Genomic DNA, 20,336 nt, shown 5'->3' on the forward strand with positions numbered 1-20,336 from the left:
TCACCTCCCCGCGACGTTCTGTTGCATGACAAGCACTATCGGCGGACCGGGTGAAAGAGAGCCGAGACAGGTGCCGCCGCCCTGTCCGGCCGGCGGCAGTTGCGTGAGCACCGGGGTCCCGCCCGCCAGCAGGGACGACATGTTCGTCCACTGCACCGTCGCACACGGCGGAGTCAACGCGCACCCGGCGACGATCAGCTGGTCTTTCGCGGTGAGCACCGGCATTCCGTTCACCAGCGCGGCGGGCGGCCCGGACGGGATCGCGGTCACCGCGCCACCATGCGGGCAGGTCATCGTCATTCCGCTGTGCAGCAGGAATCCCGGCATGTCCGCACCCCCCTAGTTCGGAACGACGAAGGTGCCGTTGTTGATGATGACCGAGGTCCCGGCGAGCCGGATCGAGGCGAGACCGGGACCGCAGGACAGTTCGATCCCGGTCTCGTTCAGCTTCACGTACGGCCCGGACGGCCCCATGATCTGCAGCTGGATGCCGCCGGTCGGCCCGGGCTGCTGGGTGATCAGCAGGTAGTTCTGCGGCAGCGGGCCGATTGGGGCCAGCGGCGTTCCGATGACGACCTGCGGCACGCCGGGCAGGATGCTCGACGCGATCGGCGGTCCCTCCTCGGCCACGTCGCGCCGGAACCCGGTCCACACCGCGCGGCCGAGATCGCCGCTCTGGAACTCGACCCACACCCCGGACCCGATCAGCGGCACCACGTTCATGCCCGGCGTCGCGGTGCACGCCCGCGCCCAGACGGCGTTGTCGCCCAGTACGTCGCCGACCCGCACGAGCAGCCGGTCGAGCCCGAGCGGGTCTACATTGGACACCACCTCGCCCTGGTAGGTGCCGTCGAACCGCGTTTCCTCGGTCATGCGCTCACCTGCTGGGAGAAGGGGACGAAACCGTCCCTGGCCAGGCCGAAACTCTGCTTGTACTCACCGCGTTTGATCTCGTGGGTGACCCGGTTGACGTAATAGAGGCCGTCGTAGGCGAGCCCCGCGCCGCGCACCCCGACCAGCGCGCGTGCCTTGAGCACGTGGCCGTACCGGAGCACGTCGAGTTTTCCCTGTCCGGTCACCGCGTCGGCGGCCTTCGCGGTTTTGCTGAGGCCGCGCAGCAAGATCTCCGTCGTGGACCGGCCCGCCAAGTCCGGCAACGGTTCCTCGTGCAGGGCCACCGCGGGACGAGCGGCCAGCGGCGGCCGCAGCAACGCGATGTCCGGCACCGGAATGGGGAGCCCGATCTTCGTCCGGGGTTCGGTGATCCGGATCGTGTACTGCTTCCCGGACATCCCGTCGAAACCGAACGACAGGGATTCCACATTGGTCGCCGTCCCGGAATCGACCGTGAGCGCGGGTTGCACGATCCCGGCCCGGACTTCCGGACCCCAGTACCCGATGCTCGCGCCCGGCACCGGGCCCGGGATCAGGTAGAACGAGTAGCCCGCGTCCTGCGCCAGTTGCCGGAGATAGCTGAGGTCGGTGCCGGACTGGCCGGCGATCCTCTCCTGCGGCAGCTCCGGTTCCCACAGCAGCACCGGCGCCGGCGCGGGCACGATTCCGTACATCGCGTACTTCGCCAGGATCTTCAGCACCCGCAGCTGCAGCGACATCCCGGGAAAGACCTCCCGCTCGTAGTGCAGGTCCATCAGCGCGGTGAGGTCCTCGCCGGTCACCGTGAGCCTCGACTCGCCGGGACCCGCGCCCGGGCTCATCTCGTGCCGGGTGATCACCCCGTCCATCAGCACGTCCGCCGAACCGCCGACGATCACCGCGAGCACGACCCGCGCGGGCGGATCGAGCAGCCCGGACGGCAGCAACGCCGTGGTGAGCACCGATTTCCGGCTCACCGCGAACGTCAGCTGGAACCCGCTGCGCTCGCCCGCGGACGAGGTGACCTGCACCGACTGCAACGCGTCGATCAGCTCGTGCGGCACCGGCGCGGCGAGGACGCGGCCGATCATCAACTGCAGCTGAAAGCTCTTACCCACCGGTCCCTCCCGCCGGGATCCCGGGCGGCAGGGTGATCCGCAGCCGACGGCCCGGCTCCGCGGTGAGCGCGTCCGGATCCATCGCCCGGTTCGCGTCGGCGATCCGCCAGTACTGCTCGGCGTCGCCGAACACGTCGCCCGCGATGCGGTCGAGCCGGTCCCGGGGTTTGACCACGCGCTCGCCGATCTGCGCGAGTTGCTCGGGCCGCGGCAGCAACCGCCGCTGAACGAAGCGGACCGAGCGACCGTCCGGAAGGTCGCGGACCGCGGTGGGCAGGCCGTAGTATCGACTGGTCGCGGAGAACATCAAGCACCTCCTAGACGGTCGGCACGCCGACGTCGGTCACCGGGTTGGCGACGCGCTCGGCGAATCGTTCTTTCTGCTGGAGATACGTCAGGTACAGCGTTCCGCCCTTGGCGCGCCCTCCCGGATCGCCGGGACGCGGATAGCCGAGATCGTCCACAGTGAGCACCCGGACGGTGACGCTGACCTTGGCCCGGATCGGATTGAGCGCGGCGTCGAACGCTTCCTCGGCGACGCTGAAGTCCGTGATTCGCACCGGCAACACGCGTTTAGGACCGAGCACGAGGACCGTCAGCGGTGCCTCCACCGGCACGATTTCCAGCTGTCCCTGTCCGGCCAGCAGGTCTTCGTTGCGCAGCTGGTCATACGTCGGCGAAAGGCTTTTTTCGAGCGCGCACAGCACCGGAAACAATCCGTCCGGGAACTTGTCGGGCGCCGCGGTGGCGTCGAACTCGGCCTCGAACCGGTACGACTCGTGCGAAGGACCCTTGAGCCGCAACGCTTCCAGCCGGTCGCCCGGTTCCCCGCCGATGCCCTGCACCTGCAGGGTGCGGGTGAGCGTGTCCGGGTTGTACTGGAACGGAATCGTCTTCGACGCCCGCCCGCTGTCCGGATCCACCAGCACGAACCCGCCCCGGACGGGATTCAGGCTCTGCGGAAAGGTGGTCATCGTCGTAGTCCTCCCCAGCGAACGGCGGAACGCCTTGCCCCAAAGCGTGCCGGGACCGCGTCACCGAGGCGTCACCGCTCAGCCGGCCGCCTCGCGAATCCCGCGGTGAATCGCGCGGGCGATCGCCTCCGCGAGCGTTCCCTCCGGCAGTTCCGGCACCACTACCCGGCGCCGCCGCGCTGCCCGCCAACCCCGGCGCGGCGCGTCCGCCAGCTGACGAGCCAACTCCGCTCGCACGGCAGCGCGAAGCTGACCGGGCTCCTCGGCGAGCCCGGTCAGCACCAGCCGGTCGATCCGGATCTCGATCACTGCCGGAAATCCCGTTCCGGCACGGGAAGTTCGAGCTTCCGGAACTCGGTGCGCGCGGCGGCCAGCACGGTCTCCATCGTGATCGGCGACCCGGCGGCCGCGGCGAGGAAGGCCGCGTTGAGCGCGATATTGCGGATCATCGCGCCGCTCGTCTGAAGCCGCGCCAGCCGGTCGAAGTCGAGGCCCTCGCACGGTGCTCGCGTCGGGAACGCCTTCCGCCACATGATCTTCCGCTCGGCCGGGCCGGGAAAGACGAACTCGACCACGAACCTCAGCCGGCGCATGAACGCGGTATCCAGCGTCGAACGCATGTTGGTCGCCAGTATCGCGAGACCGCGGTGGGCTTCCATCCGCTGCAGCAGATAGTCGACCTCGATGGTGGCGTACCGGTCGTGCGCGTCCCGGACCTCGCCGCGTTTGCCGAACAGCGACTCCGCCTCGTCGAAGAACAGGATCGCGCCCTCGGCCGCGTCGAACAGCTTCCGCAGGTTCTTCTCGGTCTCCCCGATGTACTTGCTGACCACTGTGGACAGATCGATCCGGTAAAGGTCCAGCGCCAGCCGGTTTGCGAGCACCTCGGCCGCCATGGTCTTGCCGGTTCCGGTCGGTCCGGCGAACAGCACGCTCAAGCCGAGGCCGCGTTCGCCGAAGCCCCACAGGTCATGCACCTTCGTGCGCTGCCCCACCTGGTCGGCGATCTCGCCGAGCAACCGGCGGGCCTGCTCCGGCAGCACGAGATCGCCCCAGTCCGCGGTGGATTCGAGCCGTTGCGCGCGGCCGTCCAGCCGCGGCCGGGTGCGGACGCGGCACTCCTGCCACACCTTTTCCGGATCGGCCCCGGCGACCGCGGCCACCGCCGCGATGCCCGGCAGGTCGAGCGCGAACTGCGCGGCCAGCGCGTCGAGCACCGGCTGATCGCTCCCGAGCGCTTCCCGCCACGCCAGCGCCCGTTCCGCCGGTGTCGGCGGGCGGGCCTCGATCGACCGGAGTCCCGGCCCGCCTTCCCGCACGGCCAGCACCGCCGGTCCGGTGATCCGGTCGAGAAACCCCGCACCGCCGGTCTCCTCGGCTTCGAGGTACAACGCCAGCGGCAGCAACGCGGCCTCGCGCTGCCAGGTCCGGGCAAGGAGATCCAGCTCCACTGGCTGTGCGGGCAACGCGGACGCTTCGAGCCGATACGCCGCCAATCCGGAGATCTCCGCGGCACGCGCGGTGATCTGTCGTTTCGCGGCTTCGTCGGCACCAGTGAGCTGCACCGGACCGGCGAGCGCCCACTGACTGGCGACTTCCTCGGCAACCCTTCGCTGCGAAGCCGACAACTCCGTGGGAGCCAGTGGCGTGACCAGCGGACCCAGCCGGTCGTCAAGACTGTTGAGCCCCTTCAGGTAGTTGACCGTGCGCTCGGCCGCCCGCAGCGGCGCGGACACCACGCCCTGCCCGGAGACACCCTCGATGAGCTGCCAATACCGCAGACCGCCTTGTGGCGACACGGCTTCCCACGCTGGGCCGGGCAGTACGCGAAGAGCCAGCCCGAACGTCGGATACGCCATGTGCGGATTGCCGTGCGCCTCGGCGCAAAGCCCCGCGATCGACGGATCCAGCTCGACCGCCGCACACAGCAGCAAGGTGTCTCGCTCGAACCGGGACAACCCGAGCCGCGCCGCCAATACCGTCAGCGCGGGCGGCGGGTCGATCGCCTCGGCTTCCTCGACAGCGGCGGTCGAGACCTCTTCGCCGGGATGCCTCAGCACCTCCCGCAACCACTCCAGCGACGCGGCGAGGAAGCGTCCGTTCGCCGCTTCCCAGGTCATGAGATCGTCACCGTCTGGGTGGCGTCGAACACCGGCTTCGGCCCGGTGCGGTCGACCAGCAGGCTGTCCACGCCGCCGATCCGGAGCCGGGCGAGATGAGTGCCCACCGGCGCGTCCGGCACGTCGAAGGTCAGGTCCGCGCCGGTCACCGGGTCCTCCGGCCGGGCCGCGACCGCGCGCCGCTCCAGCACCGAGCGTGAGCCGAGGACCAGCAGCACCGGCTGCCCGGTCCGCACCGGAGGACGGCAGGCGAGCCGGACCACCGCGGCGCTCCCGTGGCGGTGCACGGTCAGCGGCATCCGGCTGGTGATCTCCGGCGCGACCGCGAGCGAAACCTCGTTCGTCGCCGTCGTGCCGGACGCCACCGCCACCGACCACAAACCGGCCGGGAACGCCTGCGGCGGCCCGGTCAGCTCGAACCGGATCTCGGCCGCGCTGCCCGGCACGACCGGAATCGAGACCGGCCCGGGCAGCAGCGGATGCGACAACCGGATCTCGTTCGCCTGATCGAGATTCGCGCCCCGCAGTACGACGCGGCCGCCGAGCTTGACCGCCGCCTGTTCGTGCTCGAGACCGTCGGGACCGACCGCGACCGGCACCGCGGCGGTGAGCTGCGGGTACGGCGATTCGACGCTGGCAGCCGCTTCCGGCCCCCGGTCCAGCGCACCCCGGCGCAGCACCGGCACCGGCGTACGCGGCGGGCGGCGGCTGTCGATGAGCACCGGCCCGGCTTCGAACGCGACAGTGAGCCGATAGCTGGTCTGGAACGCCGACCACAGCGAGTAGATGTCCTTCTCCGCGAAGGATTGCCAGGTGAGCCGGATCAGTTCGGACTGTTCCGAGACGTTGCTGGGCGATTGCACCTGCCTCAACCGCGCGCGGCTGAGGTGCGGATGCTCGTGCAGCGTCCGCAGCGCACCGCCGAGCATCCGGTGCGCGATGGTGTCCGCACCGCCTGGCACATACGCGGTGAGCAGGTAGTGCAGGACGAGCGGCAGCTGCGGATCGCCGTGCTCGCCGGGTCGCAACCCCACCGGATCCTCGTTGCGCAGGGCGTCGTCGATGCCGATCTGGTAAAGGAACAGGTTCAGCTGCGGATCACCGCTCGGCCCCGGCGTCTCGTGCGGCGGCCGCGCTTCCACCTTCGCGCCGCTCTCGACCTCGCGTGCGCCTTCGAGGACCAGCTGGACCAGTGCCTCGGTCACCGCCTCGATCGCGTTGGCGTCACTCATCCCCGCTCCCGGAGGTAGTCGTCCAGGCTCAGCAACGGTTTCCGTTCCTTCTGTGGCTTCGCCGCCGCTGCCGGTGCCGGGCGGGCGGTGACCTCGACCCGGCCGATGCTGATGTGCACGTCCGGTTCTGGCGGTGCTTTCTGCCGCCGGAGCACCAAGGGCTGCTGCGGCTGTCGCGACGGCGACGGGGGCACCGGTTCCCGTTCCGTCCGGGGACGCGCGACTGGGTGTGCTCGGACCGGTTCGACCGCGCGTATGTGCGCGGCCTGGACTGGTTCTGGAGGCACCGCAGCGGTTTCTCGCTTCGCCGCGGTGGCTGGCTTCTGGACCGTCTCTCGCCGCAGCTCTTCCGTCCGTACTTCTCGCTCCCGCAACGATTCGGTGACCTGCTCCGAGTTGAATACGGTCGCGCGCTCGGTGTGCGTCCGAGACTCGACAACGCTCTCTCGAACCACCGTGCTCGGTTCGCCTGGCTCCGGAGTCGGCACCTCGCGGACGCGTTCGGCCGCTTGAGGAGTCGGCACCGTAGTCTCGTGGAGGCATTCGGCTGGTTCCGGTTGTGGCAACCCGGTTTCGCGAACGCTTTCGACCGGATCTCGGTGTTCCATCTGGGTTTCGCGGACCCGCTCGACTGGATCCGGGAGCGTTGCCAAGGTTTCCCGGATCAGCTCAACCCGCTCTCGGACCGGAACCTCACGTTCGGTTTCCTTCGCCGCCAACGGCTTCTGCGCCGATTCGGTGAACGTGCCCATCGGCAACTCGGGTTCCGTCCCGACCGGACTGGCGGGTTCGAACAACGTCGGCACGAGCGGCCGGATCGGCGGCGCGTCGATCCGGCCGAGCAACCGGTCCACGAAATCGTTCATGCCATCGTCCCCGCCAGTTCCAGATAACGTCGGCGCCGCCCAGGACTCACCGCGAGCACCTCCGCCTCCGACCAGCCGTAGGCAAGCGCGAGCGCGTGCACGTCGTACAACAACCGCCGCGCGCAGGCTTCCAGTTCCGTCCACAGATAAACCGCGATGTCGAACGGGGACGCCCAGCGGTGGCCGCACACCGCGCAGTCCAAATCGATCCGGACGTCAGCCTGCGGATCACTCGCGAACAACGCATCCGGGAGCGCGCCGAGCACCGCGTCCGGCAACTCGGACCGCGCCACTTCCCGCTCGCCGCAGCGAGCCGTCACCACACACCGTTCGAGCAATATCCGTCTACTGTGGACTTCCAGCAGATCTCGGCTCGTCGCCGCACGGAACTCGACCTCGTACCCGTCGACAGCCACCATCGAGGAAGCGTCCACTCGCGACGGACGCAAATCCCGGCCCGACAGTTCCAGCTCGAGTTCCTCGCCGCACGCAGGACAGCTCACCAGACACGGAAACGCGGACCCGAAGCACCGTTCCCGCAGGGCCAGCAGGAATTCGTCCCGCCGGCCCACCGCGAGATCGCCGACCTCGGCCGGCTCCGCACCACCGGCGACCGCCAGCGCGAGCGCCCGCCGTACCGCGCCCAGCCCGTGCGCCGCCTCCCAGACGTCCAGGAGGCTCGCTTCGGTGAACGCTGCCATCACGCCGGGTCTTCGAAGGACGTCTCCTGCGGCTCCGAAACCTCCTCGGCGACCCACCCCTCGTTTTCGACCTTGATGTGCTGCACGGCGACCGCGTTGGCGTTGGAGTCCAAATCGGACACCGGCTGCCATTCCGAGACCCAGCAGTTGAAGACCTGATAGGACAGCACCTTCTGCCCGCCCTCGTCGAAGACGTCGACGATGAGGTCGCGGCGGAAGTCCTTGAGCGAGGTCTCCAGCCCCTGCCCGGAGTTGGCGAAACTCCACACCCGGTTCGCCCACTGCGCGAACACCTTGTCCGCGGTGACGCCGCGTTCGAGGGTGATCGCGTCGTATTCGGTGCGGCCGGGGAGTTTCGCGCTGGTCGCCGGATCGCCGCCGGACCGGTGCTTGATCACCTCGGTGCTCCGCTTGAACCCGGTGATCTTGCTGACCCCGAGCAGATAGTCGCCGCCGGCGAACTTGACCCGGAACCGGAAGTTCTTGTATGGATCGCGCCGCTTCGTCTTGCTGTCGGACATGACGTGTGCCTCCTGCTACACCTGGATCTGGCCGGCGAGCTGCTGGATGTGGATGAGCACGAACTCGGCGGGCTTCAGCGGGGCGAACCCGACCAGGATGTTGACGATGCCGCGGTCGATGTCGTTCTGCGGATTGTTCGTCGCGTCGCATTTCACGAGATAGGCGTCCTTGGGCGTACGGCCTTGGAACGCGCCTTGCCGGAACAGGTTGTTCAGGAACGCGCCGACGTTGAGCCGGATCGACGACCACAGCGGTTCGTCGTTCGGTTCGAACACCACCCATTGCGTACCGCGGAAGAGGCTTTCCTCGATGAAGAGCGCCAACCGCCGCACCGGCAGGTATTTCCACTGGTTCGCGAGCACGTCCGCGCCGCGCTGGGTGCGCGCGCCCCAGATCACATTCCCCACCGAAGGCATGCCGCGCAGGCAGTTGACGCCGAGCGGGTTGAGCACGCCGTTCTGCAAGTCGGACAGCTGGACAGTGAGGCCGCTGACCCCGTTCAGTGTCGCCTCGGTGCCGGCCGGGGCCTTCCAGACGCCCCGCTGGACGTCGGTGCGCGCCCAGGTACCGGCGATCATCCCGCACGGAGGGAATTCGCGAACGAAGTTCTCCTGCTTGGGATCCGGCTGTTTGACCCGGGGGAAGTACAGCGCCGCGTTGCGGGCGAAATCGTTGTTCAGGACGAAGCCGTCCACCTTCACGTCGTCGGCGACTTCCCTCGGCCCGTGCCATTTCGGGTCCGGGTCCACGATCAGCATCGCCCGCCGGTCCACACAGAACTTGATCGCGTCGACCAGCACGTTCTGCGGGCCGCCGATCAGCCCCGGTGCGCCCGGCAGGCAGAGCATGTTGAAGATGTCGGTTTTGAGCAAGGCGTACATGCCGGACTGTTGCACCTTGTCGCCGAGGTAATCGGCGCGTCTCGGCGTCGGACCGTCGTCTCCGTGGTCCGCGGCGGTGTACCAGATGTCTTTCTTTTTATCGTCGGTGAACGGGTCCTGGCCGTCTTCCAACTCGGCGGAACTGTGCGCGTCCGGCCGGTGCCCGGCGTTCTCGACCGACCCGATCAATCCCGAGGACGCGATGACATTCCCCAGCGAGCGCGGGGAATTCTGGTCGATGCTGACGTTGAGGTACTGCTCGGTGACCTTGCTCGTCGCGTCGCGAACAGTCAGGTTGTACAGCTGGTGGGCCTCGTCCTTGACGGTGTTGTAGTCGACCCGCGCCCGCAGCGTTCCGTTGGCCCAGGCTCCCACTCCGCGCGCGTGCAGGGTCGGTCCGCTCGGCAAGGCGATTGTCGCGGCGAGGGCGGTCCGGGGCGGCGTGGTGTCCTCGGCCTCCGGCTGGCCCGTGCCCGCCGGCGGGGTGGACGGCGGCGTCGGAGTCCCGTACACCCGTACGATTTCCGCTTCGCTGCCGCCGTTCTGGTAGAACTGCCAGACCGCGTAGCTGAGGTCGCTCGCCGGGTCGAGGCCGCCGAATTGCTGTTCGTAGTCCTCCCAGCTCGTGATGTGCACCGCCACGTTCGTGACGCCGCGCGGTGCGGTGCCGACGAAAGCCGCGACCGAGGTGGGCACCCCGGTGATGGTACGAACCGCGCTGGGCAGTTCGTCGATATAGACACCCGGAAACGTGGGCGTGATGGGCATGGCCGTCTCCCTCCGCGGCTTTCTCGGCCGTGGTCGTGAGCGTGCTCTGGTTCCGTCACCGCGGCGTCACTTCGCCTTCGCCGGCACCGATCCGGCTCAGCCAGCGGTCCACCGACGCGAGAATCTCTTCGCGGGTCGTGAGAACCTCCGACGTCGTCGCGTCGGTGCGCACGTCCGCGGTGGTCGTGACGCGGACCCGCAGCTGTCCTTCGGACGTGCACCACGCCCGAAGGACGTGCAGCGCGATTCGCTCCGGGTCCGCACCAGCCATACGGTGCAGTACAACGGTTCCCCGTCACCGCACCGTCACCCCGGATCAGGCGAGCAGAGCCCGCACTCCCGGGCTGGGCCGCACGCCGAGTTCGGTGTGCAGCAGTTCAGCCAAGGAGCGATAGGCCCGCACCGCTTCGCCGCGGTTCCCTTCGAGAAGGTGCACGCGGATCAGGCAGCGATGCGCGCTTTCCCGCAGCGGTTCGGCGTCGACCGCGGTGAGCGCGGCGTCGATCGCCTCGGAGAACCGGCCCGCTTCGCCGAGCCCTCCGGCCAGGCATTCCAGCGCGTGCAAGCGAAGCTGCCGCCACCGCTCGCGGAAGACGAACAGCCAGTCGTCGTACCAGTCCGGCAGCAAATCGGTCGACAGCAAGCCGATCACCGGTTCGCTCTCGTCGGGAAGCTCCGCGCCGGCGGACGCGAGCGAACGCGCCAGGCTCGACGCGGCTTGCACATCGACGGCCGCGGTGTCGGAGAGCGACAGCCGCTCAGCCGTCGCCTGCACCAGATCCCGATGCACCCGGCCGATCCGCCACAACGTGGTGCGGAGGCTCGCCGCACCGTGTTCCTCCGACGAGTCCGCCCACAACGCGTGCGCGACCTCGGCCCGCCGCACGGGCCGGTCGCGAAGCGCGAGGTAAGTCACTAACCGTTGAGCCGCACGGGAAAGCGGTCGCGCGTCAGCCGCGCCGTCCACCGCGAAGGACGGCAATGTCTGCACGACGAGCACCGACGCCGTTCCAGTCCCCTCTCCCGATTCGTAGTCCACCGTTTTTGTCCGCGAACCGACCATTCGAACCGACACCCCCTCGATCCTCGGCAGCGTCCCCCGGGAGCACTGCCGGTCGAACTCCGATGATCGTGACCGTCCCGCCGCCGCGCCATCCGTGCTACCACGTAACTTCGCTCACGGTCGTTCCCGCTCCCGCGCGAACGACCCTCCCGGACCGGCCCCGGCCAGCAGTCGCTGCTCTCGCAGGAAAGAAAGGAACTGAAGATACGTGCGCTGGGTGAACGCGTTGGCAGGCCAGATCTCGTCACCCGGCCGCAACGCTCCACCAGCCATTCGGCGGTACCGCGCGTTGATCGCCTCGGAAACCCGGATGAACACCCCCACGTCCCCGATCGAGGCGATCCGCCGCGACACCGGCAGCCCCTGCGCTTCCCCGGCGAGAAACCGGTCGAGAGTAGTGCTGGTGATGACCCGGGCCAGGTACCCGCCGAACTCGCGCCACGTCTGCTGCTCCGCCGGCGTGTACCCGGTGAGATCCCAGTTGGCCGGGTCGAGAATGCCGATCACGCTGCCGAACATCTGCGCCACCACACTGCTGACGCCCTGTGCGATCACCCCCGCCGTCTGCACCCCCGACGCCAGCCCAGTCGCGACCCGCTGAGTCCACGCCGCGATCGCCGGCGCGACAGTGTCCGCCACGCTCACGCCGTAACTGCCCGACGCTCGCGCACCGGCCTCGGCACCGAGGCTGAACGCGGCCGCCACCCAGCCTTCCTCCCCCGAGAAAAGCCCGGTGCTGACCGAGAACCCCACGCCCGCAAGCAGTTTCACCGCGACGTTGACGCTCCCGCCCGCGTACGCGCCGGAGACATTTCCCGCCCGGCCCGCCGGACCCAACCGGAGCGCCACGACGATCGCTTCGCTGCCTCCCGCGGTCACCCCGACCCCGAGTTCGCCGTAGCCGATGACGTCGGTGGTCACCTCGCCGGACTCGAGGTTGACGAAGACCATCGTGTCCTGCCCCGCGCCCGCCCCGACCACCGCACCGGCATTGCCGGAAGCGCGCATCCCGACCGCGGTGCCGGTGATCGCCCACCCCAGCAACCTCAGCGGCGCCGACAACACCGAGACGGCCACCCGCACGGCGCCGAAGATCCGATTGCCGCGAAGGTTCGTGACCGCCACCCGGGTGTCGGGCTCAGCCTGCCGGGCGAGACCGGGTGCACTGGCCCCGGACACCGTTACCGGCCCGCCGCTGACTACCGCGTCCGCCGCGACGTCCGCCGACCGTTCGAGCTGATGCCCTGCTGCCGGTCCGCCGCCACGACGCTGTTGCACGACGTGCGCCAGCTCGTGCGCGAGGGATCGCTTGCCGGACGTCGTCTCGGGGCGGTATTCCCCAGTGCTGAACACGATCCGCTCGCCCACTGTGTACGCCTTCGCGCCCAGCCAGGCCGCCGAGTCGGCCGCCGTCCGGTCCGAGTACACGCGCACCTGGCTGAAGTCCTGGCCGAAGCGCTGCTCCATGAAGTGCCGAAGATCGGGTTCGAGAGGATTCCCTCCGCGCGCGGGCTCCGGTCCGGACTCGGCGGTTCCCGGCGCGGGCACCCGGACGTGCTGCTCCATCGAGGACCCTCCCGATCACTGGACCACCGGGGCAGTGTGATCGGGATCCGTCACCGCGACGTCACCGTTTTTCCCGCGACGGCAGGAAAATTCGGCATATTCCTTTTTTTCGGGGCCTTCCCTCCGGTCAACGAGCCCCTGTCTCGCCGCGCCGGTCGCGAACCCACTGCGCGAGCCGCACCCGGGATTTGAGGCCGAGCTTGCGGTAGACGTTGCGCAGATGCGTCTCCACAGTCCGCTCGCTGAGGAACAGCGCGGAGGCGATGTCCGCGTTCGACAGCCCCTTCCCGACGAGCACGGTGATCTCCGACTCCCGCCGGGTGAGCGGCCCGCAGCGCTGCGCCGGAACCGAATGCCCCTGCTTCACGATCCGCTCCGGCCACGGCGCGCTGCCCGCCGCGGTGAACGCCGCCGTCGCCGAGGACGCCATCACCTCCGCTTCCGACGGGTCCAGCAGTTCGACCATCTCCACTTCCGCTTGCGCGGCAAGCAGATTCATCCCGAATCCGCGAAGCACGGTCGCCGAACCACGCAGCCGGTCGACCGCCTCCGTGGCGTTTCCCCGGGCAGCGTCGGCGAATCCCTGCTGCCGGTCGGCGAGCGCGTGCAGGACTGGCGCGTTGCTGCCCGCCCCGCGAAGCAGACCGACCACGCGGTCAGCTTCCGCCAGGTCTCCCCGCTGCACCGCGGCGTATCCGGCGAAGGAAACCCGAAGACAGTTGAGCTGCGTGTCGCCGAACGGCAGCGTGTCGGTCAACGCCGGGGCTTGTGCCGCCACGCCGCGCCGCACCGCCAGGGCGGTAGCCGCCAGGTCGAACGCGTCCAGCAGGTCGATTTGCGAAGGGTCGTAATGGCGGCGCGCATCGGCCAGGTCCGCCGCCGCCTCATCGAGGTGACCTCGTTCGGCGCGGACAAACGCTCGCCCGGCAAGGGTCCGCCCCAACAACCGGTCCTGCCCGACCCGGCGCGCCTCCGCCACTGCACTGTCCATTTCAGACAGTGCGGTTCTTAAATCGCCGGAAAAGTACCGCGTGGTCGCGAGCATGGTCTGCAGGTAACACGTGGCGGACGGCAACCATTGCCGCACCGCTGGAGTACTGCTGACGTCCGCGACCCGGATCGCCGTGACGAGGTCACCGCGCAGCGTGGACAAACCGTTGAGCATCATCCGCGGCGCGAACGCGAGACGAGGGCCGTCGTCCCCGCAGCGAAGCGCAAGCTCCAGCGCACTGCGCAACTCCACGACCGCCGTTTCGACGTCCCCCGACAACGCCGCCAGCGCACCGGCCCCGAGATGCGCGACCGAATGCGCCCCCGGAGTGTCGCTTGTGGACGGAAGCGCGACGAGTTCCTGCGAAATCACCGCCAGTTCCGGGAAGTCGCCGTGCCGCAGCGCGATGATCCAATGGATCAGCAACCGGGTCGGCGGATCCGTGTCCGGACGGCGACCGCTGGCCCTGGCCAGCCCGACCGCCGCCGGAAGGTTCCCGCGCTCGACTTCGAGCAGCGCCTGCAAATGCCGCCACGCCCGCCGACGCTCAGTGTCCTGCCCCCGCCGCTCGCTGAGCGCGACCGCGTCCCGCAACAGTTCAGCGGCCTCGTCCAACCGGCCACGCCCCTGCTGCAACCTCGCCAAGTCGACAAGCAGCGCGGGCACCGCGTCCGGCCGCGCATCCCGCGCCCGCCGCAACGCGGCCGCGAGGTACTCGGCAGCTTCGTCCAAATCCCCGACGGTCAGCGCCCGAGCCCCCGCCGCGCTGAACGCCTCGATCGCCCGGTCCACCGGAACGCTGTTCCCACCGGCCGCGTAATGCGGCGCCGCCGCGACGGTACGGTCCGCGCGATGCAGCGCCGCGCCGATCGCCGCGTGCAGCGCCCTCCGCTCAGCGAGCAGAAGCTCGTGATAAACCGCCTCGGCGTAAAGAGGATGCGCCACTTGATAATGCGGCTCGACCTCCGACTGATGCTCAGTGGCCAGCCGGCGCCCGACCAGCCGCCGCAACGCCGCGTGCAGCGCGGGCAAGCCCATCCCGGAGACATCGGCGAGCACCTCCGGACGCCCGTGCGTCCCGGCGACCGCGACCACCTCCAGCAGCCGCCGATCCACCTCGCCGAGCCGGCTGATCTGCTCCCGCACGATGTCCCGGATCACCTCGGGCAGCGGCCCGCACATCCGGCTCGTGACCAGATGCCGGGTCAGCGCGACGACGAACAACGCGACCCCGGACGCCCGCGCCGTGACCGCCCGCAGCAACGCGAGCGGCGGCGGCGTGCCCAGGACGTGCTGCACCAGATCGCGCACCGCCTCGTCGGTGAGCGGCGCGAGTTCGAGCAGCCTTCCCGCCTGGTGCCGCCGGGTCGCCTCCGCCATCGCGTCGAGCGCCTCGTTGTCGACGCCCGAGCGGAAACACCCGATCACGAGCAGCGGCAGTTCCTCCGCGTTGCGCCCGAGATAGTGCAGCAGTTCGACGGTCCCCCGATCAGCGCAATGGAGGTCGTCGACCACCAGCAGCACCGGACCGCGGACGGTGAGCTGTCGCGTCGCCGCGAGCACCGCTTCGCACATCCGGGTGCGCTGCAGTCCCGGATCCCCGGACTCGGGCGAAACCGGACGCAGATCGGGGAACAATGCGCCGAGATTACCGGGCTCCGGGGAAAATCCGGCGGATTCACTCAGATGGCCGCGGAAAGCCTGGACGATCGGCGCGTACGAAAGGCCCGACAACAACGGGTCCGCCCGCCCCTCGACAATCGCGAATCCCTTGCCGCGCGCCACCCCGATCGCCTCGGCGGCCAGCCGGGATTTGCCGATCCCGGGCTGCCCGCACACCACGACCGCGCCCCCGCTTCCCCGGCCCGCCGCGGCGATCGCCCCTGCCAGCACAGCGAATTCGGCGTCCCGGCCGATCAGCGGAACGCCCGGTTCGGACCCGCGATACGAGCCGACCCCGCCTCTTCGAGGCAGGTCCGCACTCCCGGCCGGTGCTGCGTCCATCCGCCAGCCTCCCCGAACAAGTGCCCACGAAACCATACCGCCCGGGAGCAGGGAGACGAGCGAATTTCTCGCACGGGGAAAATGGCGGGAAGAATCTTGCCGCTGACCTGCGGAGGACGCATCAGGACCGCTCGGGCCAGACCGGCGCCGCACGGCTGAGGACAATTTTCCGGATGTGGACAATGGGGTGAATGGGGCCGCGGAGCAGTTCCGGCGGCGGTTCGAGACGCTGTGCCGAAACGGAGTGCACGCCGGTTCGGGCGGGTTCTGCCGCGCCCGGCGAACCGCGGAGCTGACCGGCTCGTGGCGTGGTGCCGTGCTTCTGACCGACTCGCGGCCCAGTGCTGTGCTTCGCCGCCGTGCTTCGCCGCCGTGCTTCGCCGCTGTGCTTCGCCGCTGCTCCAGGAACGCCCGCGTGATCCGGCCCGCGCTGCCCGGTGCTCCAGGATCGACCGCGCACGCACTCGCTTGGGGCTCGGGCTCGGGCTCGGGCTCGGGCTCGGGCTCGGGCTCGGGGCATGTCTCGCACACCGCTCCGGCCCGCGCTACCCGCACACAGCGCCATCTCTGCCGCACGCAACACCGCAGCCCGCGCTGCCCGCGTGCAGCTCCAAGCCCGCCGCGCGCACCACCTCGGCCCGCGTTAGCCGCACGCAGCACCAAGCCCGCCGCGCGCACCACCTCAGCCCGCGCTGCCGCACGCCGTCAGAGGCCCACGGCGCACACCCGCACGCCGCCGCAAACCCACCGCGCACCACACCGCAGCGCGCACTACCCGCCGCAGCTCCGCACCCAGCGCGCTACCGGCCCCCTCCAGACCCACCGCCTGCCGAGCCCGGCGAAGGGGCGCCCGCAACCCGGACGCCCCCACCGGTCACTCCACCAGCAGATCCTCAATCATGATCGGAATGCTCCGCACCCGAACGCCGGTCGCGTTGCACACCGCGTTCGCCACCGCGGCCGCCATGCCCACCGCGCCGATCTCGCCGACCCCGCGGGCTCCGACCGCGTTGTGCAGCGTGTCCGGGTACTCGACGAACTGCACGTCGATCTCCGGGATGTCGGCGTTGACCGGCAGCAGGTAGCTCGCGAAGTCCGCGTTCGCGGGGCGTCCGCTCGGCTCCGTTTCCAATCCCTCGTGCAGGGCCGCCGACACGCCCCAGATCATGCCGCCGGACAGCTGGCTCCGCGCCTGCGTCGGGTTGATGATCCGGCCGCCGTCGAAGACGCCCAGCATCCTCGACACCCGGACCTCCCGGGTCAGCCGGTGCACCCGGACCTCGCAGAACTGCGCGCCGAACGAGCTGAACGAATGCTTCGTCATCTCCTCGCCCGGCGCGGAGGAACCCCTGGCGGACAAGGATTCCCGGCCGATCGCGCGCAGCAGTTCGCCGAACGGCATGGTGCCGCGGTCACCGTGCAGCAGCCCTTCGGCGTACGTGACCACCTCGCCCTCGAACGGCGCGCCCGGTTCGGCGGCGAGCGCCACCAGTTCGTCGAGCAGTTCGGTCGCCGCGAGCATGATCGCGGTGCCGGTGCTCGCCGTGGCGGTCGAGCCGCCGGACATCCCGCCCGGCGCGTACCGGGAATCGCCAAGGTGCGGGGTGACGCGTTCCGGGTCGATGTCGAGGGATTCGGCCCCGATCGTGGCCAGCACGGTGAGCAGCCCGGTGCCCGGGTCCGCCCCGCTCGTGGACACGTCCGCGGTCTCGTCCGCGTTGAGCGTGATCTCGACCGTCGCCGGGAAGCGCAGGCCGGGGAACATCGCGGTCGCCGTTCCCATGCCGACGAGCCAGTCCCCGTCGACGTGCCCGCGCGGCGATCGGTTCGCCCAGCCGAACCGCTGCGCCCCGATCTCGTAGCACTCGTCGAGGTGCTTGCTCGACCACTGCAGATCGACCCCGGGAGGAGCGAGCGAACTGTTGCGCCGCCGCAGTTCGATCGGATCCATCTCGAGCGCGATCGCGAGTTCGTCGACCGCGCTTTCGAGCGCGAACGACCCCGACGCCTCCCCCGGCGCACGCATGAACGTGCCCGGCGGGATGTGCATCGGCACCATCTTCTGGCTGATCGACAGGTTCTGCGTCGCGTACCACTCGCGCGAGGTGCCGTGCGACGTCGGTTCCACAAAGGACCGGCTCATCGACGTGGCAGACCAGGAATCGTGCTGCACCGCGATCAGCGTGCCGTCACGGTCCGCGCCCAGTGCGACCTTCTGCACCGTGGCCGGCCGGTTCGCGGTCGCCGTGAACACCTGCTCGCGGGTGAGCGCGCACTTCACCGGACGGCCCAGCGCCTTGGCGGCGGCCGCGGCCAGCATCCCCGGAGCCGAAGTGCCCGCCTTGCCGCCGAACGCCCCGCCCACATACGGGTTCACCGCGTGGATGGCCGACGGCTCGATGCCCAGCACCCCGGCCATTTCCATGGCCTGCAGGTGACTGGCCTGGTTTCCGCTGTAGAGGGTGAGTTCGCCGCCGTCCCACTTCGCGACCGCCGAATGCGGTTCCATCGCCGCGTGGTTCTGCGTCGCGGTGCGGTAGGTCTGCGAGACGACGACCGGGCTCTGCGCCAGTGCGTCCGAAATGGACTCGACGCCGTCGGCGAGGACCTCGATCGACGGCGGGGCACCACGGCTCTCCGGCGCGTCCTCCGCGGTCGCGAGCCCGTCCTCCATCGACGTCCGCGCGGGCTTCTCCTGGTACGAAACCTCGATCAGCCCCGCCGCGTCCCGCGCCTGTTCGAACGTCTCCGCGACGACCAGACCGATCGGCTGCCCGTAGAACACCACGTCCCGGTCGTGCAGCGGCAGCCACACGTCCCCCATCAGCTGGGACTTGAACGGGTGCAGCTCGAGCGGGTCGAACGGGCTGTAGACACTGACCACCCCGGGCGCGCCCTTCGCCGCGGTCACGTCCATCGCGGTGATCTCGCCGTGCGCGATCGTGCTGAGCACGATGTACCCGTACAGCATGCCGGGGAACGTGCGGTCCAGCGCGTAATCGGCCTGGCCGGTGACTTTCCGCGGACCGTCCAGCCGCGCACTCATGCCCGGCTCCCTTCGGTCAGTTCGAGCAGCGCGCGGACGATCGTCCGCTTCAGCAGCGAAGGTTTGAACACGTTGCCGGACAACGGCTTTGCCCCGTCCACCGCCACCGCGGCGGCAGCGGCGAAGGCCTCCTCGGTCAGCTCCGCACCGCGCAGCGCCTCTTCCACGGCAGGCAGCCGCCACGGCACCGTCGCGACCCCGCCGGCCGCCACGCGGGCGTCGGCGATCTTCCCGTCGCGCACGTCGAGCGCGACCGCCGCCGAGCACAGCGCGAACTCGTACGACTGCCGGTCGCGGATCTTCACGTACGTGGAGTTCTCCGCCCAGTCGAGCCGCGGCACGCGCACCTCGGTGATCAGCTCGCCAGGACGCAGGTCGTGCTCGATTTCCGGGGTGTCGCCCGGTTCGCGGTAGAACTCGGTCAGCGCGACCGTCCGGGTGCCCTCGGCGCTGGCCAGCACGACCTCCGCGTCGAGCGCGACCAGTGCGACCGCGACGTCGCTGGCGTGGGTGGCCACGCAGGAGTCGCTCGTGCCGAGAATGGCGTGCATCCGGTTGACTCCGGAGAGCGCCGAACAGCCGCTGCCCGGCGAACGCCGGTTGCACGGCATGGCTACGTCACGGAAATACGAGCACCGCGTGCGCTGCATCAGGTTTCCGCCGATGCTGGCCATGTTCCGCAGCTGCTGCGACGCGCTGAGCAGCAGCGCGCGCGAGATCGCCGGGTACACGCCGGGATGCGCGGCGATGTCGCCCATCCGCTCCAGCGCGCCGAACCGCAGGCCGTCGGCGGTGTCGATGCCCCGCAGCGGCAGGTCGTTGATGTCCAGCACCTGCTGCGGGGTGAGGACGTCGAGCTTCATCAGGTCGACCAGGGTGGTGCCGCCCGCCAGGTAGGTGCCCGCGCTGCCCAGCGCGTCCTCGACCGTGGCGGGTGCGGTGAGCTCAAACGGTCGCATCGGCCTGCCTCGCCTGCTCCACGGCGCGCACGATGTTCGGGTACGCCGAACAACGGCACAGATTTCCGGACATGAACTCGCGGACGTCGGACACGTCGTCGCGCACCGCGGCGACCGCCGACATCACCTGCCCGGACGTGCAGAACCCGCACTGCAGCGCGTCCTGGTCCACGAACGCCTGCTGCACCGGGTGCAGTTCGTCCTCAGTGGACAGTCCTTCGACGGTGGTGACGGGACCGCGCACGGCGGCCGCGAGCGTGAGGCAGGACAGCACCGGCTTGCCGTCGACGTGCACGGTGCAGGCACCGCACTGACCGCGGTCGCAGCCCTTCTTCGGGCCGGTGATGCCGAGCCGCTCGCGCAGCGCGTCCAGGAGGGTCACTCCCGGCTCGACGCCGAGCTCCTCGGTTCTTCCATTGACTTCAAGGGAAATGTCCACAGTAGGGTTCGCTTTCCCGCAAGTCCGTCCGCGGCGGACGTCCTGCGGCGTGATGGTGGTGGTGACGGCCCTTCGGGAACACGAGCCGCCGGAGGTAAACCGGATATTCATCCGCTTGGCTCGCTTTGACCGAGGCTAGCGGATTAGAATCCGCTACGCAACGAAGTGGAGCTACTCCAGGTCCTGCTGGAGTAGCTCCAGGTCAGACAACCG

At 69.6% G+C, this 20,336-nt stretch carries 19 protein-coding genes; all 19 read right to left on the bottom strand.

All coding sequences use genetic code 11. The annotated features are described in order from the left end of the window. On the bottom strand, positions 1-327 hold the full coding sequence (locus ACZ7SW_RS18640) for a hypothetical protein (protein WP_470231640.1): 327 nt from the start codon (positions 325-327) through the stop codon (positions 1-3). A gap of 12 nt (positions 328-339) precedes the next feature. Next, the gene (locus ACZ7SW_RS18645; RefSeq protein ID WP_470231641.1) at positions 340-873 is read right to left on the bottom strand and encodes a phage baseplate assembly protein V; all 534 of its coding nucleotides are present in this window, start codon (positions 871-873) and stop codon (positions 340-342) included. Next, positions 870-1,991 carry a hypothetical protein gene (locus ACZ7SW_RS18650; protein ID WP_470231642.1) on the bottom strand — a complete coding sequence of 374 codons (1,122 nt, stop codon included), beginning with the start codon at positions 1,989-1,991 and terminating at the stop codon, positions 870-872. The genes ACZ7SW_RS18645 and ACZ7SW_RS18650 overlap by 4 nt, the downstream gene beginning before the upstream one ends. Next, the gene (locus tag ACZ7SW_RS18655) at positions 1,984-2,298 is read right to left on the bottom strand and encodes a LysM peptidoglycan-binding domain-containing protein (protein WP_470231643.1); all 315 of its coding nucleotides are present in this window, start codon (positions 2,296-2,298) and stop codon (positions 1,984-1,986) included. The genes ACZ7SW_RS18650 and ACZ7SW_RS18655 overlap by 8 nt, the downstream gene beginning before the upstream one ends. A 10-nt stretch (positions 2,299-2,308) precedes the next feature. Next, entirely contained in the window at positions 2,309-2,965 is a 657-nt protein-coding gene (locus ACZ7SW_RS18660) for a hypothetical protein (RefSeq protein WP_470231644.1), read from the bottom strand. Between the two features lie 78 nt (positions 2,966-3,043). Beyond that, complete coding sequence (locus ACZ7SW_RS18665) at positions 3,044-3,274, bottom strand: hypothetical protein (protein WP_470231645.1); 231 nt, start codon at positions 3,272-3,274, stop codon at positions 3,044-3,046. Then, positions 3,271-5,085, bottom strand: a complete 1,815-nt coding sequence (locus ACZ7SW_RS18670; RefSeq protein WP_470231646.1) for an ATP-binding protein — start codon at positions 5,083-5,085, stop codon at positions 3,271-3,273. The genes ACZ7SW_RS18665 and ACZ7SW_RS18670 overlap by 4 nt, the downstream gene beginning before the upstream one ends. After that, a complete protein-coding gene (locus ACZ7SW_RS18675; protein WP_470231647.1) occupies positions 5,082-6,317 on the bottom strand; it encodes a Pvc16 family protein in 1,236 nt (411 codons plus the stop codon). Before ACZ7SW_RS18675 ends, ACZ7SW_RS18670 begins: the two co-directional genes overlap by 4 nt. Next, positions 6,314-7,183: a hypothetical protein gene (locus ACZ7SW_RS18680; protein WP_470231648.1), complete on the bottom strand. Its 870-nt coding sequence runs from the start codon at positions 7,181-7,183 to the stop codon at positions 6,314-6,316. Before ACZ7SW_RS18680 ends, ACZ7SW_RS18675 begins: the two co-directional genes overlap by 4 nt. Further along, positions 7,180-7,884, bottom strand: a complete 705-nt coding sequence (locus tag ACZ7SW_RS18685) for a T4 family baseplate hub assembly chaperone (protein WP_470231649.1) — start codon at positions 7,882-7,884, stop codon at positions 7,180-7,182. The genes ACZ7SW_RS18680 and ACZ7SW_RS18685 overlap by 4 nt, the downstream gene beginning before the upstream one ends. After that, positions 7,884-8,405 (bottom strand): phage tail protein, encoded by a 522-nt coding sequence (locus ACZ7SW_RS18690; protein WP_470231650.1) that lies wholly within the window; start codon positions 8,403-8,405, stop codon positions 7,884-7,886. Before ACZ7SW_RS18690 ends, ACZ7SW_RS18685 begins: the two co-directional genes overlap by 1 nt. 15 nt (positions 8,406-8,420) lie before the next feature. Continuing rightward, positions 8,421-10,055: a phage tail sheath family protein gene (locus ACZ7SW_RS18695; RefSeq protein WP_470231651.1), complete on the bottom strand. Its 1,635-nt coding sequence runs from the start codon at positions 10,053-10,055 to the stop codon at positions 8,421-8,423. 55 nt (positions 10,056-10,110) lie between these two features. Then, on the bottom strand, positions 10,111-10,326 hold the full coding sequence (locus ACZ7SW_RS18700; RefSeq protein ID WP_470231652.1) for a hypothetical protein: 216 nt from the start codon (positions 10,324-10,326) through the stop codon (positions 10,111-10,113). A gap of 45 nt (positions 10,327-10,371) precedes the next feature. After that, positions 10,372-11,130: an AfsR/SARP family transcriptional regulator gene (locus tag ACZ7SW_RS18705; RefSeq protein WP_470231653.1), complete on the bottom strand. Its 759-nt coding sequence runs from the start codon at positions 11,128-11,130 to the stop codon at positions 10,372-10,374. Between the two features lie 102 nt (positions 11,131-11,232). After that, positions 11,233-12,684: an eCIS core domain-containing protein gene (locus ACZ7SW_RS18710; RefSeq protein WP_470231654.1), complete on the bottom strand. Its 1,452-nt coding sequence runs from the start codon at positions 12,682-12,684 to the stop codon at positions 11,233-11,235. A gap of 127 nt (positions 12,685-12,811) precedes the next feature. Next, on the bottom strand, positions 12,812-15,679 hold the full coding sequence (locus ACZ7SW_RS18715; protein ID WP_470231655.1) for a helix-turn-helix transcriptional regulator: 2,868 nt from the start codon (positions 15,677-15,679) through the stop codon (positions 12,812-12,814). Between the two features lie 874 nt (positions 15,680-16,553). Continuing rightward, a complete protein-coding gene (locus ACZ7SW_RS18720) occupies positions 16,554-18,725 on the bottom strand; it encodes a xanthine dehydrogenase family protein molybdopterin-binding subunit (RefSeq protein WP_470231656.1) in 2,172 nt (723 codons plus the stop codon). Continuing rightward, the gene (locus ACZ7SW_RS18725; protein ID WP_470231657.1) at positions 18,722-19,684 is read right to left on the bottom strand and encodes an FAD binding domain-containing protein; all 963 of its coding nucleotides are present in this window, start codon (positions 19,682-19,684) and stop codon (positions 18,722-18,724) included. The genes ACZ7SW_RS18720 and ACZ7SW_RS18725 overlap by 4 nt, the downstream gene beginning before the upstream one ends. After that, entirely contained in the window at positions 19,671-20,123 is a 453-nt protein-coding gene (locus ACZ7SW_RS18730) for a (2Fe-2S)-binding protein (protein WP_470231658.1), read from the bottom strand. The genes ACZ7SW_RS18725 and ACZ7SW_RS18730 overlap by 14 nt, the downstream gene beginning before the upstream one ends. Positions 20,124-20,336: the final 213 nt, after the last annotated feature.

Source organism: Amycolatopsis sp. NPDC114484 (assembly GCF_055633755.1).

Coding starts and splice junctions, on each gene's coding strand:
- ACZ7SW_RS18715 (WP_470231655.1), bottom strand. CDS start 15,679: ATGGACGCAGCACCGGCCGGGAGTGCGGACCTGCCTCGAAGAGGCGGG.
- ACZ7SW_RS18685 (WP_470231649.1), bottom strand. CDS start 7,884: ATGGCAGCGTTCACCGAAGCGAGCCTCCTGGACGTCTGGGAGGCGGCG.
- ACZ7SW_RS18725 (WP_470231657.1), bottom strand. CDS start 19,684: ATGCGACCGTTTGAGCTCACCGCACCCGCCACGGTCGAGGACGCGCTG.
- ACZ7SW_RS18645 (WP_470231641.1), bottom strand. CDS start 873: ATGACCGAGGAAACGCGGTTCGACGGCACCTACCAGGGCGAGGTGGTG.
- ACZ7SW_RS18675 (WP_470231647.1), bottom strand. CDS start 6,317: ATGAGTGACGCCAACGCGATCGAGGCGGTGACCGAGGCACTGGTCCAG.
- ACZ7SW_RS18660 (WP_470231644.1), bottom strand. CDS start 2,965: ATGACCACCTTTCCGCAGAGCCTGAATCCCGTCCGGGGCGGGTTCGTG.
- ACZ7SW_RS18700 (WP_470231652.1), bottom strand. CDS start 10,326: ATGGCTGGTGCGGACCCGGAGCGAATCGCGCTGCACGTCCTTCGGGCG.
- ACZ7SW_RS18720 (WP_470231656.1), bottom strand. CDS start 18,725: ATGAGTGCGCGGCTGGACGGTCCGCGGAAAGTCACCGGCCAGGCCGAT.
- ACZ7SW_RS18695 (WP_470231651.1), bottom strand. CDS start 10,055: ATGCCCATCACGCCCACGTTTCCGGGTGTCTATATCGACGAACTGCCC.
- ACZ7SW_RS18670 (WP_470231646.1), bottom strand. CDS start 5,085: ATGACCTGGGAAGCGGCGAACGGACGCTTCCTCGCCGCGTCGCTGGAG.
- ACZ7SW_RS18710 (WP_470231654.1), bottom strand. CDS start 12,684: ATGGAGCAGCACGTCCGGGTGCCCGCGCCGGGAACCGCCGAGTCCGGA.
- ACZ7SW_RS18690 (WP_470231650.1), bottom strand. CDS start 8,405: ATGTCCGACAGCAAGACGAAGCGGCGCGATCCATACAAGAACTTCCGG.
- ACZ7SW_RS18640 (WP_470231640.1), bottom strand. CDS start 327: ATGCCGGGATTCCTGCTGCACAGCGGAATGACGATGACCTGCCCGCAT.
- ACZ7SW_RS18680 (WP_470231648.1), bottom strand. CDS start 7,183: ATGAACGATTTCGTGGACCGGTTGCTCGGCCGGATCGACGCGCCGCCG.
- ACZ7SW_RS18655 (WP_470231643.1), bottom strand. CDS start 2,298: ATGTTCTCCGCGACCAGTCGATACTACGGCCTGCCCACCGCGGTCCGC.